Source organism: Breoghania sp. (genome assembly GCF_030066895.1).
Classification (GTDB): domain Bacteria; phylum Pseudomonadota; class Alphaproteobacteria; order Rhizobiales; family Stappiaceae; genus Breoghania.
Genome location: NZ_JASJAV010000018.1, coordinates 1 through 14,289 on the forward strand (window position 1 = coordinate 1; position 14,289 = coordinate 14,289).

The following is a 14,289-nucleotide window of genomic DNA, read 5'->3' on the forward strand; positions in this document are numbered from 1 at the left end:
TCGAAGATCGACTTCGGGAACGGGTTCGGCTTCTGGAACAGCATGCCGACGCTGGCGCGCAGCTCCACGACGTCGATCTTGGGATCGTAGATATCGGCGTTCTGAAGCGTGATGTTGCCGGTTACGCGGCAGCCTTCGATCGTGTCGTTTATGCGGTTGAGGTAGCGCAGGAAGATCGACTTGCCGCAACCCGAGAGACCGATCAGCACGGTGACTTGATTGGGTGCGCACGTCGAGATCGACGCCGAAGAGGGCCTGCTTCTCACCGTAATACTTAATAGACGCAAACGTCGCGGCCGCGCATCATCACCGACGCGGTGTCTGCGGACGGCGCCGCGACCGCCTCGACCGTCATTTCCATTGCATCGCTCATACTTCAAATCCTTTCAGCGTTTTCCCGTACCCGTCGTCTCCCCGCTCGAATACGGGCTCGCAATTCGATCTGCGTGACTTTCGGTACCACCTACCAGCGGCGCTCGAACCTGCACCGCAGGATAATCGCGGTGATGTTCATGACAGCAAGGAACATCAGCAGAATGATGATGGCGCCCGACGTGCGCTCGACAAAGGCGCGCTCGGCCTCGTTCGCCCACATGTAGATCTGCACGGGCAGCGCGGTGGCCGGATCCATTGGCGTTGCCGGGAAGTTGGCGACGAAGGCGACCATGCCGATCAGCAGCAGCGGCGCGGTCTCGCCCAGAACCTGCGCCAGGCCGATGATCGTGCAGGTCAAGATACCGGGGGCTGCCAGCGGCAGCACGTGGTGGAAGACCGTCTGCATCTTGGAGGCGCCAATGCCGAGCGCCGCAGAGCGGATCGACGGCGGCACCACCTTCAGCGCCGTGCGGATGGAGATGACGATGGTCGGCAGGGTCATCAAGGTCAGCACCAGACCGCCGACGAGCGAGGCGGAACGCGGAAGCCCCGCAAAGCTGATGAAGACGGCAAGCCCCCAGCAGGCAGAAGACGATCGAGGGCACGGCGGCCAGATTGTTGATGTTGACCTCGATGAGGTCCGTCCAGCAGTTCTTCGGCGCGAATTCCTCCAGGTAGATGGAGGCCGCGACGCCGATCGGCAGGGCCAGCGCCAGAACGATCAGCATCATGTACATGGAGCCGATCATCGCCACGCCCATACCCGCCGTCTCCGGACGCGAGGATGCGCTGTTGACGAAGATGCCGGTTGTTGAAGCGCTTGGCCAGAGTACCGTCCTCGGCGAGCTGGTTCATCCAGGCAACCTAACGGTCGTTCACCTTGCGGCGCGACTGATCCACGGAGAGATCGATCTGGCCCTTGAAGGCGGAGTCCACGTCGGCAGTCGCCAGAACCCAGATGGTCTGTGTCTTACCGATGATCGACAGGTCGCCCATCACCATGTCACGCAGCTGGGTGCGCACGCTGTTGGAGATCATACCGGAGAGATTGCACAGCACGGACCGGTCGGACTCGTCGACGCCGAGCTTCTTGGCAAGCGCGTCGCGGGCCAGCACCGGATAGTTGACCATCAGCAGCGAACGGCTGTTGCTTGCGGCCTTGCCGTTCGGATCGATCACCGACTTTGCGAAAGTGATGTCGAGCTGGATCTCAGTCTGCCGGAAGGCGGTATAGCCCTTGGAGACGACCAAGAAGAGCAACATCGCGAGGAACACCAGTCCGAGCAGCACGGCAATCAGACCGTAGGCCTTGAACCGGCGCTCGGCGGCATAGCGGCGCTTGATGCCGATATCGCGCCAGACCCGCGGCTCGGACCCGGACGCGGCAGGCGCCGGGGTCGAAGCCCTGGGAGCAGATCCGCTCGCGGTCATATCCGTCATTCGTACTGCTCCCGATACTTGCGCACGATGTAGAGGGCGTAAACGTTCAAGCCCAGCGTGATGAAGAACAGCGTCAGACCGAGCGCGGAGGCGACCAGGGGCTGAGGCGAGTTGAATTCGAGGTCGCCGGTGAGCTGGTTGACGATCTTCACCGTCACCGTCGTCATCGGCTCGAAGGGATTGATGGTGAGGCGGGCGGCGACGCCGGCGGCCAGCACCACGATCATGGTTTCGCCGATGGCGCGAGAGGCGGTGAGAAGCAGCGCGCCGACGATGCCCGGCAGGGCGGCGGGGAGGAGCACCTTGCGCATCATCTCCAAGCGCGTCGCCCCCAGCCCCAGCGACCCGTCGCGCATAGCGCGCGGCACCGCGGTGATGATGTCATCCGACAGCGAGGAGATGAAGGGGATGAGCATGATCCCCATGACGAGACCGGCGGTCAGCACGCTCTGCGCCTGGATGAAGCCCGTCGCGTTGCCGGTCACGATGCCGTCGATATCGGCGGAGAGATCGCGCAGGAACGGGCCGATCGTCACCAGGGCGAAGAAGCCGTAGACGATGGTCGGGATACCGGCGAGCACCTCGATAAGCGGCTTGGCCACGGAGCAGAATTTCGAGCCCACATATTCCGCCAGATAGGTGGCGGCGAAGAGCCCGATGGGCACCGCGAAGAGCATCGCCACGAAGGCGATGTAGACGGTGCCGGCGAGAAGCGGGATCAGGCCGAACTGGCCGTCGCTCGAGGTGGAACCGACAGTGGCGGCAAAGCGCGGGTCCCAGACCGTGCCGAAGAAGAATTCCATCGGCGGCACGGAGCGGAAGAACTGGATGGTCTCCGACAGCATCGACAGGATGATGCCGACGGTGGTCAGGATGGCGATGGCCGAAGCGCCGATCAGCGCGACCAGAATGGCGCGCTCTACCGAATGGCGCGCCCGCACCTGCGGCCGGATGTGCCAGACCGCGAACAACAGCCCCAGAACCACCAGCCCGAGAGCGCAGGCCGTCATCAGATTGTGGGAGGTATCACTCCACTCGTTCAGCTGGATCGCGCTGTCGATCATGTAGTCTTCGCCGTTTCCGGCGAGCGCGACGCCCTTTTCCGCCAGCATCGGCCACAGCGCGGAGAAGCCGACCTTGACGCGGGTCATCTCCTGATCGTCGAGATGGCGAAGGCCGCGGGTGATGGATTCCACCATGCCCATGGCAAGACCCTGGGTCGTTTCGATCTCCGACTTGACGTGGGCGGGGAAGATCTCGCGCACCGCCTCGTCGACGAGGATCGGGCTGGCGGCAAGCCAGACGGCGAGCAGAATGAGGGAGGAAACGATTGTCCACAGAAGCGCGAAGGAGCCGTAGTAGCCTTCACGCGAGTGCAGCTTCTCGCCGCTTGCAGCGGCACGCCTCTTCGCGGTGGTGCGGCCGAGAATGTAGGCCGCAACGGCCAGGACCAGAACGATCGACAATATGGTCGTGGTACTCATCTGTGTCCCACTTGAACCGCAATCGGAGGGAAGCGTGTCGGCGCAAGCGCCAGGCACGAAGATGAGGGCGCGGCACCAATGCGCCGCGCCCCCTTTGGAGAAGACTTTAGAGAGTCTTGCCCGATTCGAAATCCTTGCGCACCGCGTCACGCTCGGCGTCCGGCGCCAGGACGAGGCCGTAGTTGGCGAGCGGGCTGTCCGGGCCGATCATCTGATCCGAGGTGAAGAACTCGACATATTCCTTCAGGCCCGGGATCACGCCGAGGTGCGCCTTCTTGACGTAGAACTGCAGCGGACGGGAAACCGGGTACTCGCCCTTGGCGATGGATTCCACCGTCGGCGTCACGCCGCTCATGGTGGCAACCTTAAGCTTGCCGGCGTTGTTCTCGTAGAAGGACAGGCCGAAGACGCCGATGCCCTGCTTGTTGGCGTCGATGCGCGCCAGGGTCTCGGTGTAGTCGCCGTCGATGTCGACCGCGGCGCCGTCCTTGCGAACAGCCATGCAGTCCTCGCCGGCGGCCTTCTTATCCATGCCGGAAGCGATGCGGGCTTCCAGATCGCCAGCGGCTTCACAGCCGGCTTCCAGAACCTTCTCTTCGAAGACTTCACGGGTGCCGTGCTTCTCGCCCGGGATGTAGGCGGAGATGTTCCAGGCCGGGAAGGCCGGGTTCACGTCTTTCCAGGTCTTGTTGGGGTTGTCGACGAGCTTGTCGTCGACGACGACCTTGGCGGCGAGCGCCTTGTACAGGTCGATCGGCTCAAAGGCGAAGTCCGGGCCGTTGATGTCGGAAGCGAAGACGATTCCGTCGTAGCCGATACGGATTTCCTGGATCTCGGAAAGATCGTTGGATTTGCAGGCCTCAACTTCCTTGGCCTTGATGCGGCGCGAAGCATTGGCGATGTCGATGGTGTTCTCGCCAACGCCCTTGCAGAATTCCTTCAGGCCGGCAGAAGAATCGCCGGAATCAACAACCGGGGTCGGGAAATCCGGGAAGTTCTCGGCGACGATCTTGGCGTAGGGAAGGACGGTCGAAGAATCGGCGATCTGAACCTGATCACGGGCCTGCGCGCCGGTGGCGGCAATCATGAGTGCGCCGGCGGCGACGCTAGCAAGACGGATGGAATTCACGGGTTTTCTCCATGGTTTCACGTCAATGAGAATGCGTTCTCTATGTCAGGAGGCCTGATCTCAAACGGTCTGGCGCCGCTTTGCGCCGGACCCCGTGTTTCAAGGGCATCTCGTGTCTGGGCCTGGCCCTGAGCCCGGTCTAAGCTCTCGCCTCGGCGGCCTGTTATTAGGAAGACGATGTAACGCTGTGATAACACCACTTAGAACTTGATAATATTAACCTTTCCGCTGTTCGACTCGAATGCGGGATCGGTTCCCTCATTATTCGGGTGCGGGACAACTGACTGAACAGGGTGGGTCACCATCATCGGTTGTTTTCGTCACCTGACATCTTCCGGATGAATGCTGGAACTCGTTCGAACCGGGACTCAACATCCCCCATCCGCGCCACGTAGTGTTCCTCATGGCTTCTCTGCGGATGCGCAACGAACCTAGTCACGCTGTATGTGACTCATATGACACTTCTGTATCAGTTATATGACACTTCAAACTATTGATTTTATTATAGTTCTCTTATGCGCATAACATTACGCAGCGCGAGATACCGGGGTTTTTGACAAGAAAATGCCCAGCAGGCAGGCAGAGCCTGCCCACGAATCCGGACGGGGCGTTTTTGAAGACTGCGGGAAGTACCGAGGCGGTGGCGCGCATATGCGTGCACAGGTCCACTCAAAGACTCGGGAGGAGCCTCTAGTCGACCAAGGTCTGATCCTCTGCCGCCGCCCCTTCAAGAGCGGGAGCGTCGGCGGCGCGAATGCAGACCGTGAAGGTTGCCCCCTGCCTCAGCCCGCTGCTCACCTCCAGGCGGGCGCGGTGGCGGATATGCTTGACGATGGCAAGGCCGAGGCCGGTGCCCTTCATCTGGCGGCTGGCGGTGGCATCGACCCGGTAGAAGCGTTAGGTCAGGCGCGGCAGGTGCTCGGCGGGAATGCCCTCGCCCCAATCGCGAACGGACAGGCGCCATTCGCCGCCCGCCTTGCCGGTCGGCCCGCGCTCGCCGGAAATCAGCACGCGCTCCCACGACGCACCGTATTTGAGCGCGTTCTCCACCAGGTTGCTCATGACCTGCACGAGTTCGTCACGCTCGCCCACCACGACCATCGGATCATCGAGCAGATCAGTTTCGAGCGAGACACCGAGTTCGCGCGCCAGCGGGGTCAGCACATCCACCACGTTCTGCACCACGTCCGCCAGTTCCACGCGCGCATCCGGACGCACGTGCACCTTCAGCTCAATCCGCGACAGGGACAGGAGATCGTCGATGAGACGGCCCATGCACCCGGCCTGTTCGAGCATGATCGCCAGGAAGCGGTCGCGGGCGGTCGGATCGTCACGCGCCGCCCCCTGAAGCGTCTCCACGAAACCGGTCAAGGAGGCGAGCGGCGTACGCAATTCGTGGCTGGCATTGGCGACGAAATCGGCGCGCATGCGCTCCAGCCGGTGCTGTTCCGTCAGGTCCTGCACCGAGACAAGAACAAAGTCCGGCCTCAGGCTCCCGCTCTTGCGGCTGGAGGGCAACCGGACGGGGGTGATATAGGCTTCGAACCAGGATTCGGGCGGGACCTTCTACGCCCAGGAAATTCGTTCCGCCGGACCACCGCCGGTCACCCGGTCGAGCGCTTCCAGCAATGCGGGCGAGCGCAGGCCGAAGGAGAGCGGATCGCCCGGTTTGACGGACGGGAAATGACCGGCCGCCACCGTGTTCACGTATCGGGTGACGCCGCGCCGATCGATGATGAAACAGGGCTGGACCAGGGCATCGACGGCAACCTTCATGCCGGTGTCGGGCCAGGCCAGGCGGCGGCGCCTGCATTCTTGCGGTTGGCGGAAAGGATCGGCGCACGGCGCTGCGGCAGGGCCGCGCACAGGATGACGACGACCACGAAGGCGGCAACCACGTGCCAGGCGGGGACCTGATGGATGCGCACGGCGACGGCGAGCATGACGGCGATCGCCGCGAGCAGCCAGCGCAGGGACGCCAGACGGCGCATCGGCGTCATGCCGGTCGACTCAAACATCCGATCGGGGTGCAGTTCGGGACCCGGGCCGGATTCCTCCGGTGCTATGCGTTTGGGATCGTTCATCGTCGAACAGCTTTAACGTTTTTTCCGCCGATAGCCACCGGCTCGACGCCTAATACAAGGAACAAAAAGGCGCAACAGCGGCCGGTAACGGGCCTTTCCACCGGGATGCAGGTCTTCCCGAACGGGCTTTTTAGCGCATGAAGGGTGCTGATAGCATATCAGTGATGACAATCGCACGACACCGTGCGCACCCTGTCGTCGCATCGTGCCAGTGCGGTGGAGCAAACGGGAAAGGCAATGTCACCATGACCGATTTCGACCTTGAAAACCCTGTCCTGCCGAAGGCGATCCGGCATGCGGCGATGACGTCGGGCGGCTATTCCTATCCCAACAAGATCAAGCGCAAGGCCTATGAGGAATCGCTGCACCGGCTTCAGATCTAACTGATCAAGGCGCAGCGCGCGGTGCATGCGGACGGACGGCAGATTGTCGTGATCTTCGAGGGACGCGACGCCGCGGGCAAGGGCGGCACCATCTTCGCCTTCCGGCAGAACATGAACCCGCGCTACGCCCGAATCGTCGCCCTGTCCCAGCCTAGCAACACGGAGGCCGGACAATGGTATTTCCAGCGCTACGTGTCGCAACTGCCGACGGCGGGCGAAATCGTGCTGTTCGACCGCTCCTGGCACAACCGCGCCGTGGTCGAGCGCGTCAACAGGTTCTGCACGCGTTAGGAAAGCGAGGAATTTCTGGACGAGTTTCCCTGCTTCGAGCAGATGCTGGTCGACGACGGGCTGCTCCTGTTCAAGATCTGGCTCAATATCGGCCGGAAAATGCAGATGAAGCGCTTCCACGACCGACGTCACGATCCGCTCAAGATCTGGAAACTGTCGCCCATCGACGTTGCGGCGCTCAAGAAGTGGGACGACTACACCATCGCCCGCGACTGAATGTTCGCCCGCTCCCACACCGCGGGAACGCCGTGGGCGATCATTCGCGCCAACGACAAGCACCGCGCCCGGCTCAATGCCATCCGCCACGTGCTGACCCATATCGATTACAAGGGCAAGAACTGGGAGGCGATCGGCCCGATCGATCCACTCATTCTGAGCACCAATCCCGAGTTCCTAAACGGGCAGGACGAATAGCGGAAGGCATCGAAAGCCTCGCGCAAACCGCGCGAGGTCGAGTTCAGCGGGCGCGCCCGTTCGACACCGGATCCACCAGTTCCCGCGCGATCGACAGGAAGGCGGAAATGGAGCGGCGGCGGAAGTGCAGGTCCAGGCAGAACACGTCCTCGCGCACATAGTCCGGGATTTCGAAGACCGGCACGTAGACGACGTCATCCGCCTTCACGGAGGTGCCCTCGAACATGACGCCAACGCCGATGCGGGCGGCCACCGTCATAAGCATCGCCTCGCGCGTTTCACCGCCAGCACCGGTTCGATCGAGACGTCATGCGTAACCATGGCCTTCTGGAAGGCGTGGTGGCTGCATGAATCCGCCACGCGGAACACCATCCGCTCGTTCTCCAGCTCGGAAAGGTGAACCTGATCGCGCGTGCTGAAGGGTTGAGAGGCGGGAACGAGCGTGGTCAGACGGTGACGGCGAAAGGGAACGGTCAGGAAGCGCTCGCCGTCCTGAGAGTTCGTCATGACGGCGACATCGGCCTTGCGTTCGTCGATCGCCTGGATCACCGCCTCGTCCTCGCCATAGCGCGGTGACACGCACGCCGGGATAGCAGCGGGTGAAGACGGCGAGGATGTCCACCATGGCGGGCGCAGCGTTGGAGATCACCCGCAACTCGCCCTTTTCCAGCCCGTGCTGGGTGGTTAGGATCTCTTCGGCATCGCGCTCGACATCGTCCACCCACTCGGTGGTCGCAAAGAGCGCCAGGGCCAGCTCGGTCGAAATCAGCTTCTTGAAGCTGCGCTCGAAAAGGCGGACGTCGTAGATCTCTTCAATGGCCTTGATCTGGGCCGTGACGGCGGGCTGGGAAACGCCCAGTTCCCGCGCGGCGGCTGTAAAACTTCCTTCACGCACCACAGCATTGAACGTGCGGATCTGCGCATGTGTGAGTGGCATGTTATCGGTTCCGAACGGTTCGTTGTTTGTTTATGTGTTCAAGATGTTCGGTCGGCACGCCACCAACCATTCTCCTCCGACCGAAGCCGAGTCTCTCGTTTATATATTTCGCATATTAATTTTCTTGACAAAATGATTCCTCGCAAACAGCTCACGACCGATACGTTGTTACGGCAATTTTCCGTGGATAGGCCGTTTCAAGATTCGAACAACACTCCCCCGCAGCCCGGTCACCCCATGATGCCCCAATTCTGAAATTTAACAAATCTTGCATTGGCAATGTATCCGAGGATTCCGTTGACGGGAAGGGCAACGAAGGCTTTCGGTTGCTTATTTTACGTTGCGTTGAGTTCCGGATTTATCTTGTCGTAAAGACAGTAAGACAGTCCGCTTCGTCTGCATGATATGCGAGAGCACGGCGGGACACTTGGAACCAGCGACGGCGCGACGTTGGCAATGGCGGGTCGGTCATCACGAGAGTGGCCAGTGGCCGGCAACAGTGGCATATGTCTCCATTTGTCCCTCGCAGCGCCGCGCATGCGGTTGTCAGCCAAGAGGTGTTTCGTGATCTCGGTCTATGTGCCCGGCCCATCCGGACTTGTCGCCCTCGATCCTGCGGTGGATCTGCTGCCGGAAAACGCCGTGTGGATAGACCTGAACCGACCGACCCAGGCGGAGGAAGCCGCGGTCGAGGCGTTTTTCGAAATCGACGTGCCGACCCATGAGGAACGGGTGGAGATCTAAACGTCGAGCCGGCTTTACGAGGAAGACGGTGCCCTGATCATGTCGGCGACGATCCTGTGCGGCATTCAGATGGACAAGCCCGACACGACAGTCGCGACCTTCATTCTCAAGGGCGGGTGACTCGTTTCCGTGCGCTACGACGATCCGGTCACCTTCGCGATTGCCCGCCAACGCACCGTGAAGGGCGGCAGCTCCGTACATCACGGCAAGGACGTGATGATCGTCATGCTAGATGCCATCGTCGACCGGATCGCCAACGTTCTGAAACTGACGGGGGCGGAGACCGACCGGCTGTCGCGCGACATCTTCGATACCCAGACGCCCGACGAGCCGGTGCGCGACTACGACAGGATCATCCGCTCGCTCGGAAAGCTCGGCACGATGCTGTCGAAGATCCATGAAAGTCTGGTGAGCCTGTCCCGGCTCTTCCAGTTTGTCGGCACGCGCGACAAGAAGCTGGCATTTTCGGCCGCGGAAAAGACGCAGGTGAAATCGCTCACCCGGGATGCCCGCTCGCTCTACGAATTCGCCGCCTCGCTGGACAACAAGGTGGGCTTCCTGCTGGAAGCGACACTCGGGCTAGTCAACCTGCAGCAGAACCAGACCATCAAGATCTTCTCGGTTCTTGCGGTCATTTTCCTGCCGCCGACGCTGATCGCCTCTCTCTAGGGCATGAACTTCGCGGTAATGCCGGAACTGCACTGGGCGTGGGGGTATCCGCTCGCCGTCCTTGCCATGATTGCCTCCACGCTCGGCACCTGGGGACTATTTCGCTGGAAACGCTGGCTCTGAATTCAAACAGAGACTAGACAGCCCCGCCTCCCTTGTCTTTATTTCCTAAAATTACATGACAAATTGCGCTGGAGAAGATCCGGCGCGTGTGGCTTTACGGGAGTAATGCCATGCTCGGTCTCATGCAGGACTGGCCACTTCTTTGCACGAAAATTCTGGATCACGCCGCGATCAATCACGGAAACCGTGAGGTCATCTCGCGCACGGTGGAAGGAACGATTGCGCGCATTAGCTACCGCGACCTGCGCCTTGAACGCGACGGTATCAAGCTCGGCGATCGTTGCGCGACCCTTGCCTGGAACGCCGCTCGGCACATGGAGGTCTGGTACGGCCTGCTGGGCATCGGCGCGATCTATCACACGGTCAATCCCCGCCTGTTTCCCGAGCAGATCGCCTGGATCATCAATCACGCCGAAGACCGGTTCCTGTTCGTCGACCTGACCTTCCTGCCGATCGTCGAAAAGGTCTTCGACCAGTTGCACACGATCGAGAAGGTCATCATCCTGACCGATGCCGCTCACATGCCGGAGACCACGCTGCCCGCCGTCGCCTACGAGACCTGGCTGGCGGAAGTGGACGGCGATTTCGCCTGGAAGAGCTTCGACGAGAACACCGCGGCCGGGATCTGCTACACCTCGGGCACGACCGGCAATCCCAAGGGCGTGGTCTATTCCCACCGTTCCAACGTGCTGCATGCCATGACGACAATGCAGGTGGACATACTGGGCCTGTCGAGCCGCCACCGGGTGATGCCGGTGGTGCCGCTCTTTCATGCCAACGGCTGGTCGCTGGCCTTTGCCGCACCGATGGTGGGCGCGACGATGGTGATGCCCGGTCCGCGTCCGCGCATGGACGGGGAAGCCATCTGGAAACTGCTGAATACCGAGAAGGTCTCCTTCACCGCCGCGGTGCCGACAGTGTGGCTGATGCTGCTGGAATATCTGGAAAAGACGGGCAAGACCCTGCCCTATCTGGAACGGGTGGAGATCGGCGACTCGGCCTGTCTGCGCGCCATGACGCAGAAATTCAAGGACGTCTACGACGTGCGCGTCATCCATGCCTGGGGCATGACCGAGATGAGCCCGCTGGGTTCGGTGTGCACCTTGAAGCCGGAATACGAGAACCTCACCGGAGAAGCGCGGCTCGACATCCAGGAAAAGCAGGGCCATGCCCCCCTTCACCATCGAAATGAAGGTGACGGACGACGAGGGCAACGACCGCCCGTGGGACGGCAAGACCTTCGGGCGGCTGAAGGTTCGCGGCCCGGCGATCACGCGCGCCTATTTCAAGAGCGAGGACGGCGACGTTCTGGATGACGAGGGATATTTCGATACCGGTGACGTCGCCCATATCGACGAGCACGGCTACATGCAGATCACCGACCGCGCAAAGGGCGTGATCAAGTCGGGCGGCGAGTGGATCTCGACCATTGATCTGGAGAACATCGCGGTCAGTCACCCGGATGTGGCGGAGGCTGCGGCCATCGGCGTGTCGCATCCCAAATGGGACGAACGCCCGCTGCTCGTCATCGTGCCGCGCGAGGGAGCCGGCCCCCACCCGCGAGGATTTGCTCGCCTACATGCAGGACAAGGTCGCCAAATGGTGGCTTCCCGACGACGTGGTCATCGTCGACGAGATCCCGCACACGGCCACGGGCAAGATCAAGAAGACATCGCTGCGCGACACCTTCGCCGGGTATCGCCTGCCGACAGTCTAGACGGGCAAGGCCGCCCCTGGACGGGCAAAGACCAATCCCGATCGCCGCCCGACCTGTTTGCCTGCCCCTTCGCCGTGCTATGGCTTGTGGTGCAGAAGGCCGGGGTGGTTGCCAGGACCCGGCCTGTCCATCATTTACCGACAGGTTCATGCGCAAGCGTCTTTCGATCCGCCGTTCAAGCGCGGCGAAATTCAGCCGTTTTGCAGGTATCGTGGCGATCCCCGTGCTCGTCATCGGAACATTGCTGCACCGTGGCGAGCGCATCGACTCCACGACCCTTTTCGCGATCCTGGGACTCGGCTTCGTGCTGGCCTTCGTGGCGGTTGCAGCCGCGGTGACGGCGCTGACCGCGGTTTGGCGACAGGGCGCGCGCGGCACGGGCGACGCCGTGCTCGGTCTCATCTTCGGGCTGATCGCACTGGCTCCGGCGATCGGAGTGGCGGGTGCGACCCTCTACTATCCGCGCCTGACCGACATCTCCACCGATCTGGAGCGCCCGCCCCGGCTCGCCCCCTCCCCCCGGCGTTCCAATCCCGGCGGGCACCTGAACCCGAAGTTGCAGCGCTCAGCCTATCCAAACATCGTTCCGCGCCGCTTTCCGGTGGGAACGGCACAGCTTTACGGGGCCGTTGAACAGGTCATCAAGGAGCGAGGCTGGATGATCGGCCCGCATCTGGCGCCTGCCATAAACGACGACCCGGCCGCCATCCGCATCGAGACGCACACGCCGATTCTGGGGTTCGTCGACGACATGAGCGTGCGGATCTTGCCCGATCCCATCGGGGCACGGCTGGATATCCGGTCCGCCTCGCGCGTCGGCGACCATGATCTGGGCGCCAATGCCCGGCGCATCCGCGATCTTCTCACTGGGGTGGATACGGTTCTCACCGAGGCCTACGGCATCACCGAGGTGCAGGACGCCGACACTGCACCGCTGGAACTGCCGCCCGAGGACTACGAAACGCCGGGTGAGCCGGAAATTCCCGTGCCCGGCGACAAGCCGTCAGCCGGGAACGACGCGGTCAGCGGGTAGAACGCCACGGCGAGCGGGCAGGAAAACGGCGTTCAGCAGTATTCTGATCTCGACGGAAACGGATCGGGACCGTTCGCCACCAGTCCATCGAGTGGCCCATCCTTCGAGACGCCCGCTTACGCGGGCTCCTCAGGATGACGTTGTAAATATTGCGCGTTTCTTGAAAGCCGACACCACAATAACGTCATCCTGAGGAGCGCTCGCCAGAGCGCGTCTCGAAGGGTGGGCCGCAGGGAAATGCCAATCGGTGAGCGGGTCGGCCGTCAATCCCCCGTCTCTCACGCCAGTTCGTAGCGCGCCATCAGCGAGGGCGGGCCTTCGCACACCGCCACGCCGCGCGCCACGAGATCCTCCACATGCGCCAGAACCGACAGTGCGGCCGGGCCGTGCAGGATCGGGTCGACATTGCGGTAGATGATCTTGACCATCTCCGGGATGTGCGCATCGCCCGCCCGGATCCGCTCCAGAACGGCCGCCTCGCGCGCCTGACGGCGTTTCTTCAGGGCCGCAACATAGGCCTGCGCCTCTTCCACCGTGCCGCCGTGGCCGGGGTAGTAACGCTGTTCCGCGCGCGCCATCAGCCTGTCGAGCGAGGCCATATAGTCGGCCATCGTGCCATCGGGCGGGGCGACGATGGAGGTCGACCAGGCCATGACGTGATCGCCGGAAAAGAGCGAACCTTCCTGCGTCAGCGCGAAGGCCAGATGATTAGCGGTATGGCCGGGGGTTTCCACCGTCTCCAGCGACCAGCTGTCGCCTTCCAGAACCTCGCCCTCGCTCAGGATCCAGTCGGCGACGTGATAGGTATCGCCACCCGCGTCGAGCGGATTGATCTCGCCCACATTGAGGGGACGCGCGGGGCGATGCTCTGCGGCGCCGACGATCGGTGCGCCCGTGTGCGCCTTCAGGAGCCTGGCGCCGGGGGAATGATCGCGATGGGTATGGGTGACGACGATATGGGAAATCGAGCGCCCCGCCGTCGCGGCGAGGATCGCGCGGATGTGGCCTTCATCCTCGGGGCCGGGATCGATGACGGCGAGGTCCCGTTCGCCGACCAGATAGGTGTTGGTTCCGTGGAAGGTGAAAGGGCTCGCATTGGGGGCGGTCATTCGCGCCACCAGGGGCGACAGGGCAACGGCCTCGCCGTAGCGCGGCTCGAAGGTGCGGTTGTGGACGAGAGACAGGACAGAATGCTCCGCGTTGCGCGCCTGACCAGGGCAATCGGGGAACCGGCACCGGCAAGCGGCGGGGGTCATCGGACGGGCTCGCCGACAAACGTCGCGCAACAGGAGCTTCGTATACTTCAGAAAACCGTTCGGCTCACGAAAGCGATCGCCATCGAGCTCCGAGCCGCTGAAGCATTCCTGCCGCAAGCGATCCCGTCTTACCGCAGAGATATGACTTTTTAGCTGGGCTTACAATTTATAACGAAGGTTATGACCATTCCGGACTGGGTCGGAGAAAAC

The 14,289-nt window shown here is 62.2% G+C and carries 9 protein-coding genes and 6 pseudogenes; 5 read left to right on the plus strand and 10 right to left on the minus strand.

The annotated features are described in order from the left end of the window. The 7 genes and pseudogenes from QNJ43_RS17730 to QNJ43_RS17765 form a co-directional block, all read right to left on the minus strand. Window positions 1-307, minus strand: a pseudogene (locus tag QNJ43_RS17730) (ATP-binding cassette domain-containing protein); the annotation flags it as partial. Between the two features lie 156 nt (window positions 308-463). After that, a pseudogene (gene pstA / locus QNJ43_RS17735) lies at window positions 464-1,815 on the minus strand (phosphate ABC transporter permease PstA). Continuing rightward, window positions 1,812-3,299 (minus strand): phosphate ABC transporter permease subunit PstC, encoded by a 1,488-nt coding sequence (pstC, locus tag QNJ43_RS17740; RefSeq protein WP_300471915.1) that lies wholly within the window; start codon window positions 3,297-3,299, stop codon window positions 1,812-1,814. The pseudogene pstA and the gene pstC overlap by 4 nt, the downstream one beginning before the upstream one ends. A gap of 106 nt (window positions 3,300-3,405) precedes the next feature. Then, window positions 3,406-4,386 (minus strand): substrate-binding domain-containing protein, encoded by a 981-nt coding sequence (locus tag QNJ43_RS17745; protein WP_300471962.1) that lies wholly within the window; start codon window positions 4,384-4,386, stop codon window positions 3,406-3,408. A 732-nt stretch (window positions 4,387-5,118) separates the two neighbouring features. Next, a pseudogene (locus QNJ43_RS17755) lies at window positions 5,119-5,856 on the minus strand (ATP-binding protein). Between the two features lie 138 nt (window positions 5,857-5,994). Then, entirely contained in the window at window positions 5,995-6,204 is a 210-nt protein-coding gene (locus tag QNJ43_RS17760) for a hypothetical protein (protein ID WP_300471918.1), read from the minus strand. Next, complete coding sequence (locus QNJ43_RS17765; RefSeq protein WP_300471919.1) at window positions 6,201-6,512, minus strand: hypothetical protein; 312 nt, start codon at window positions 6,510-6,512, stop codon at window positions 6,201-6,203. The genes QNJ43_RS17760 and QNJ43_RS17765 overlap by 4 nt, the downstream gene beginning before the upstream one ends. A gap of 245 nt (window positions 6,513-6,757) precedes the next feature. On the opposite strand from QNJ43_RS17765, the pseudogene ppk2 reads away from it, so the two are divergent. After that, window positions 6,758-7,600, plus strand: a pseudogene (ppk2, locus tag QNJ43_RS17770) (polyphosphate kinase 2). A 43-nt stretch (window positions 7,601-7,643) separates the two neighbouring features. Here ppk2 and QNJ43_RS17775 read toward each other — a convergent pair. Together QNJ43_RS17775 and QNJ43_RS17780 are read right to left on the minus strand one after the other, a co-directional pair. Further along, a complete protein-coding gene (locus QNJ43_RS17775) occupies window positions 7,644-7,859 on the minus strand; it encodes a hypothetical protein (RefSeq protein ID WP_300471920.1) in 216 nt (71 codons plus the stop codon). Continuing rightward, window positions 7,856-8,179 (minus strand): LysR family transcriptional regulator substrate-binding protein, encoded by a 324-nt coding sequence (locus tag QNJ43_RS17780; RefSeq protein WP_300471921.1) that lies wholly within the window; start codon window positions 8,177-8,179, stop codon window positions 7,856-7,858. Before QNJ43_RS17780 ends, QNJ43_RS17775 begins: the two co-directional genes overlap by 4 nt. Before the next feature lie 922 nt (window positions 8,180-9,101). On the opposite strand from QNJ43_RS17780, the gene QNJ43_RS17785 reads away from it, so the two are divergent. The 4 genes and pseudogenes from QNJ43_RS17785 (at window position 9,102) to QNJ43_RS17800 (ending at window position 12,823) form a co-directional block, all read left to right on the plus strand. Further along, window positions 9,102-9,281, plus strand: a complete 180-nt coding sequence (locus QNJ43_RS17785) for a hypothetical protein (RefSeq protein WP_300471922.1) — start codon at window positions 9,102-9,104, stop codon at window positions 9,279-9,281. A gap of 129 nt (window positions 9,282-9,410) precedes the next feature. Then, window positions 9,411-10,073 (plus strand): annotated as a pseudogene (locus tag QNJ43_RS17790) (CorA family divalent cation transporter). 110 nt (window positions 10,074-10,183) lie between these two features. Then, a pseudogene (locus QNJ43_RS17795) lies at window positions 10,184-11,790 on the plus strand (long-chain-fatty-acid--CoA ligase). 148 nt (window positions 11,791-11,938) lie between these two features. Next, window positions 11,939-12,823 (plus strand): DUF1499 domain-containing protein, encoded by an 885-nt coding sequence (locus tag QNJ43_RS17800; protein ID WP_300471923.1) that lies wholly within the window; start codon window positions 11,939-11,941, stop codon window positions 12,821-12,823. A 278-nt stretch (window positions 12,824-13,101) separates the two neighbouring features. On the opposite strand, the gene QNJ43_RS17805 is transcribed toward QNJ43_RS17800, so the two are convergent. Beyond that, window positions 13,102-14,079, minus strand: coding sequence for an MBL fold metallo-hydrolase (locus tag QNJ43_RS17805; protein WP_300471924.1), 978 nt, complete (start codon window positions 14,077-14,079; stop codon window positions 13,102-13,104). Window positions 14,080-14,289: the final 210 nt, after the last annotated feature.

Coding starts and splice junctions, on each gene's coding strand:
- QNJ43_RS17775 (WP_300471920.1), bottom strand. CDS start 7,859: ATGACGGTGGCCGCCCGCATCGGCGTTGGCGTCATGTTCGAGGGCACC.
- QNJ43_RS17760 (WP_300471918.1), bottom strand. CDS start 6,204: ATGAAGGTTGCCGTCGATGCCCTGGTCCAGCCCTGTTTCATCATCGAT.
- pstC (WP_300471915.1), bottom strand. CDS start 3,299: ATGAGTACCACGACCATATTGTCGATCGTTCTGGTCCTGGCCGTTGCG.
- QNJ43_RS17800 (WP_300471923.1), top strand. CDS start 11,939: ATGCGCAAGCGTCTTTCGATCCGCCGTTCAAGCGCGGCGAAATTCAGC.
- QNJ43_RS17805 (WP_300471924.1), bottom strand. CDS start 14,079: ATGACCCCCGCCGCTTGCCGGTGCCGGTTCCCCGATTGCCCTGGTCAG.
- QNJ43_RS17765 (WP_300471919.1), bottom strand. CDS start 6,512: ATGAACGATCCCAAACGCATAGCACCGGAGGAATCCGGCCCGGGTCCC.
- QNJ43_RS17745 (WP_300471962.1), bottom strand. CDS start 4,386: ATGATTGCCGCCACCGGCGCGCAGGCCCGTGATCAGGTTCAGATCGCC.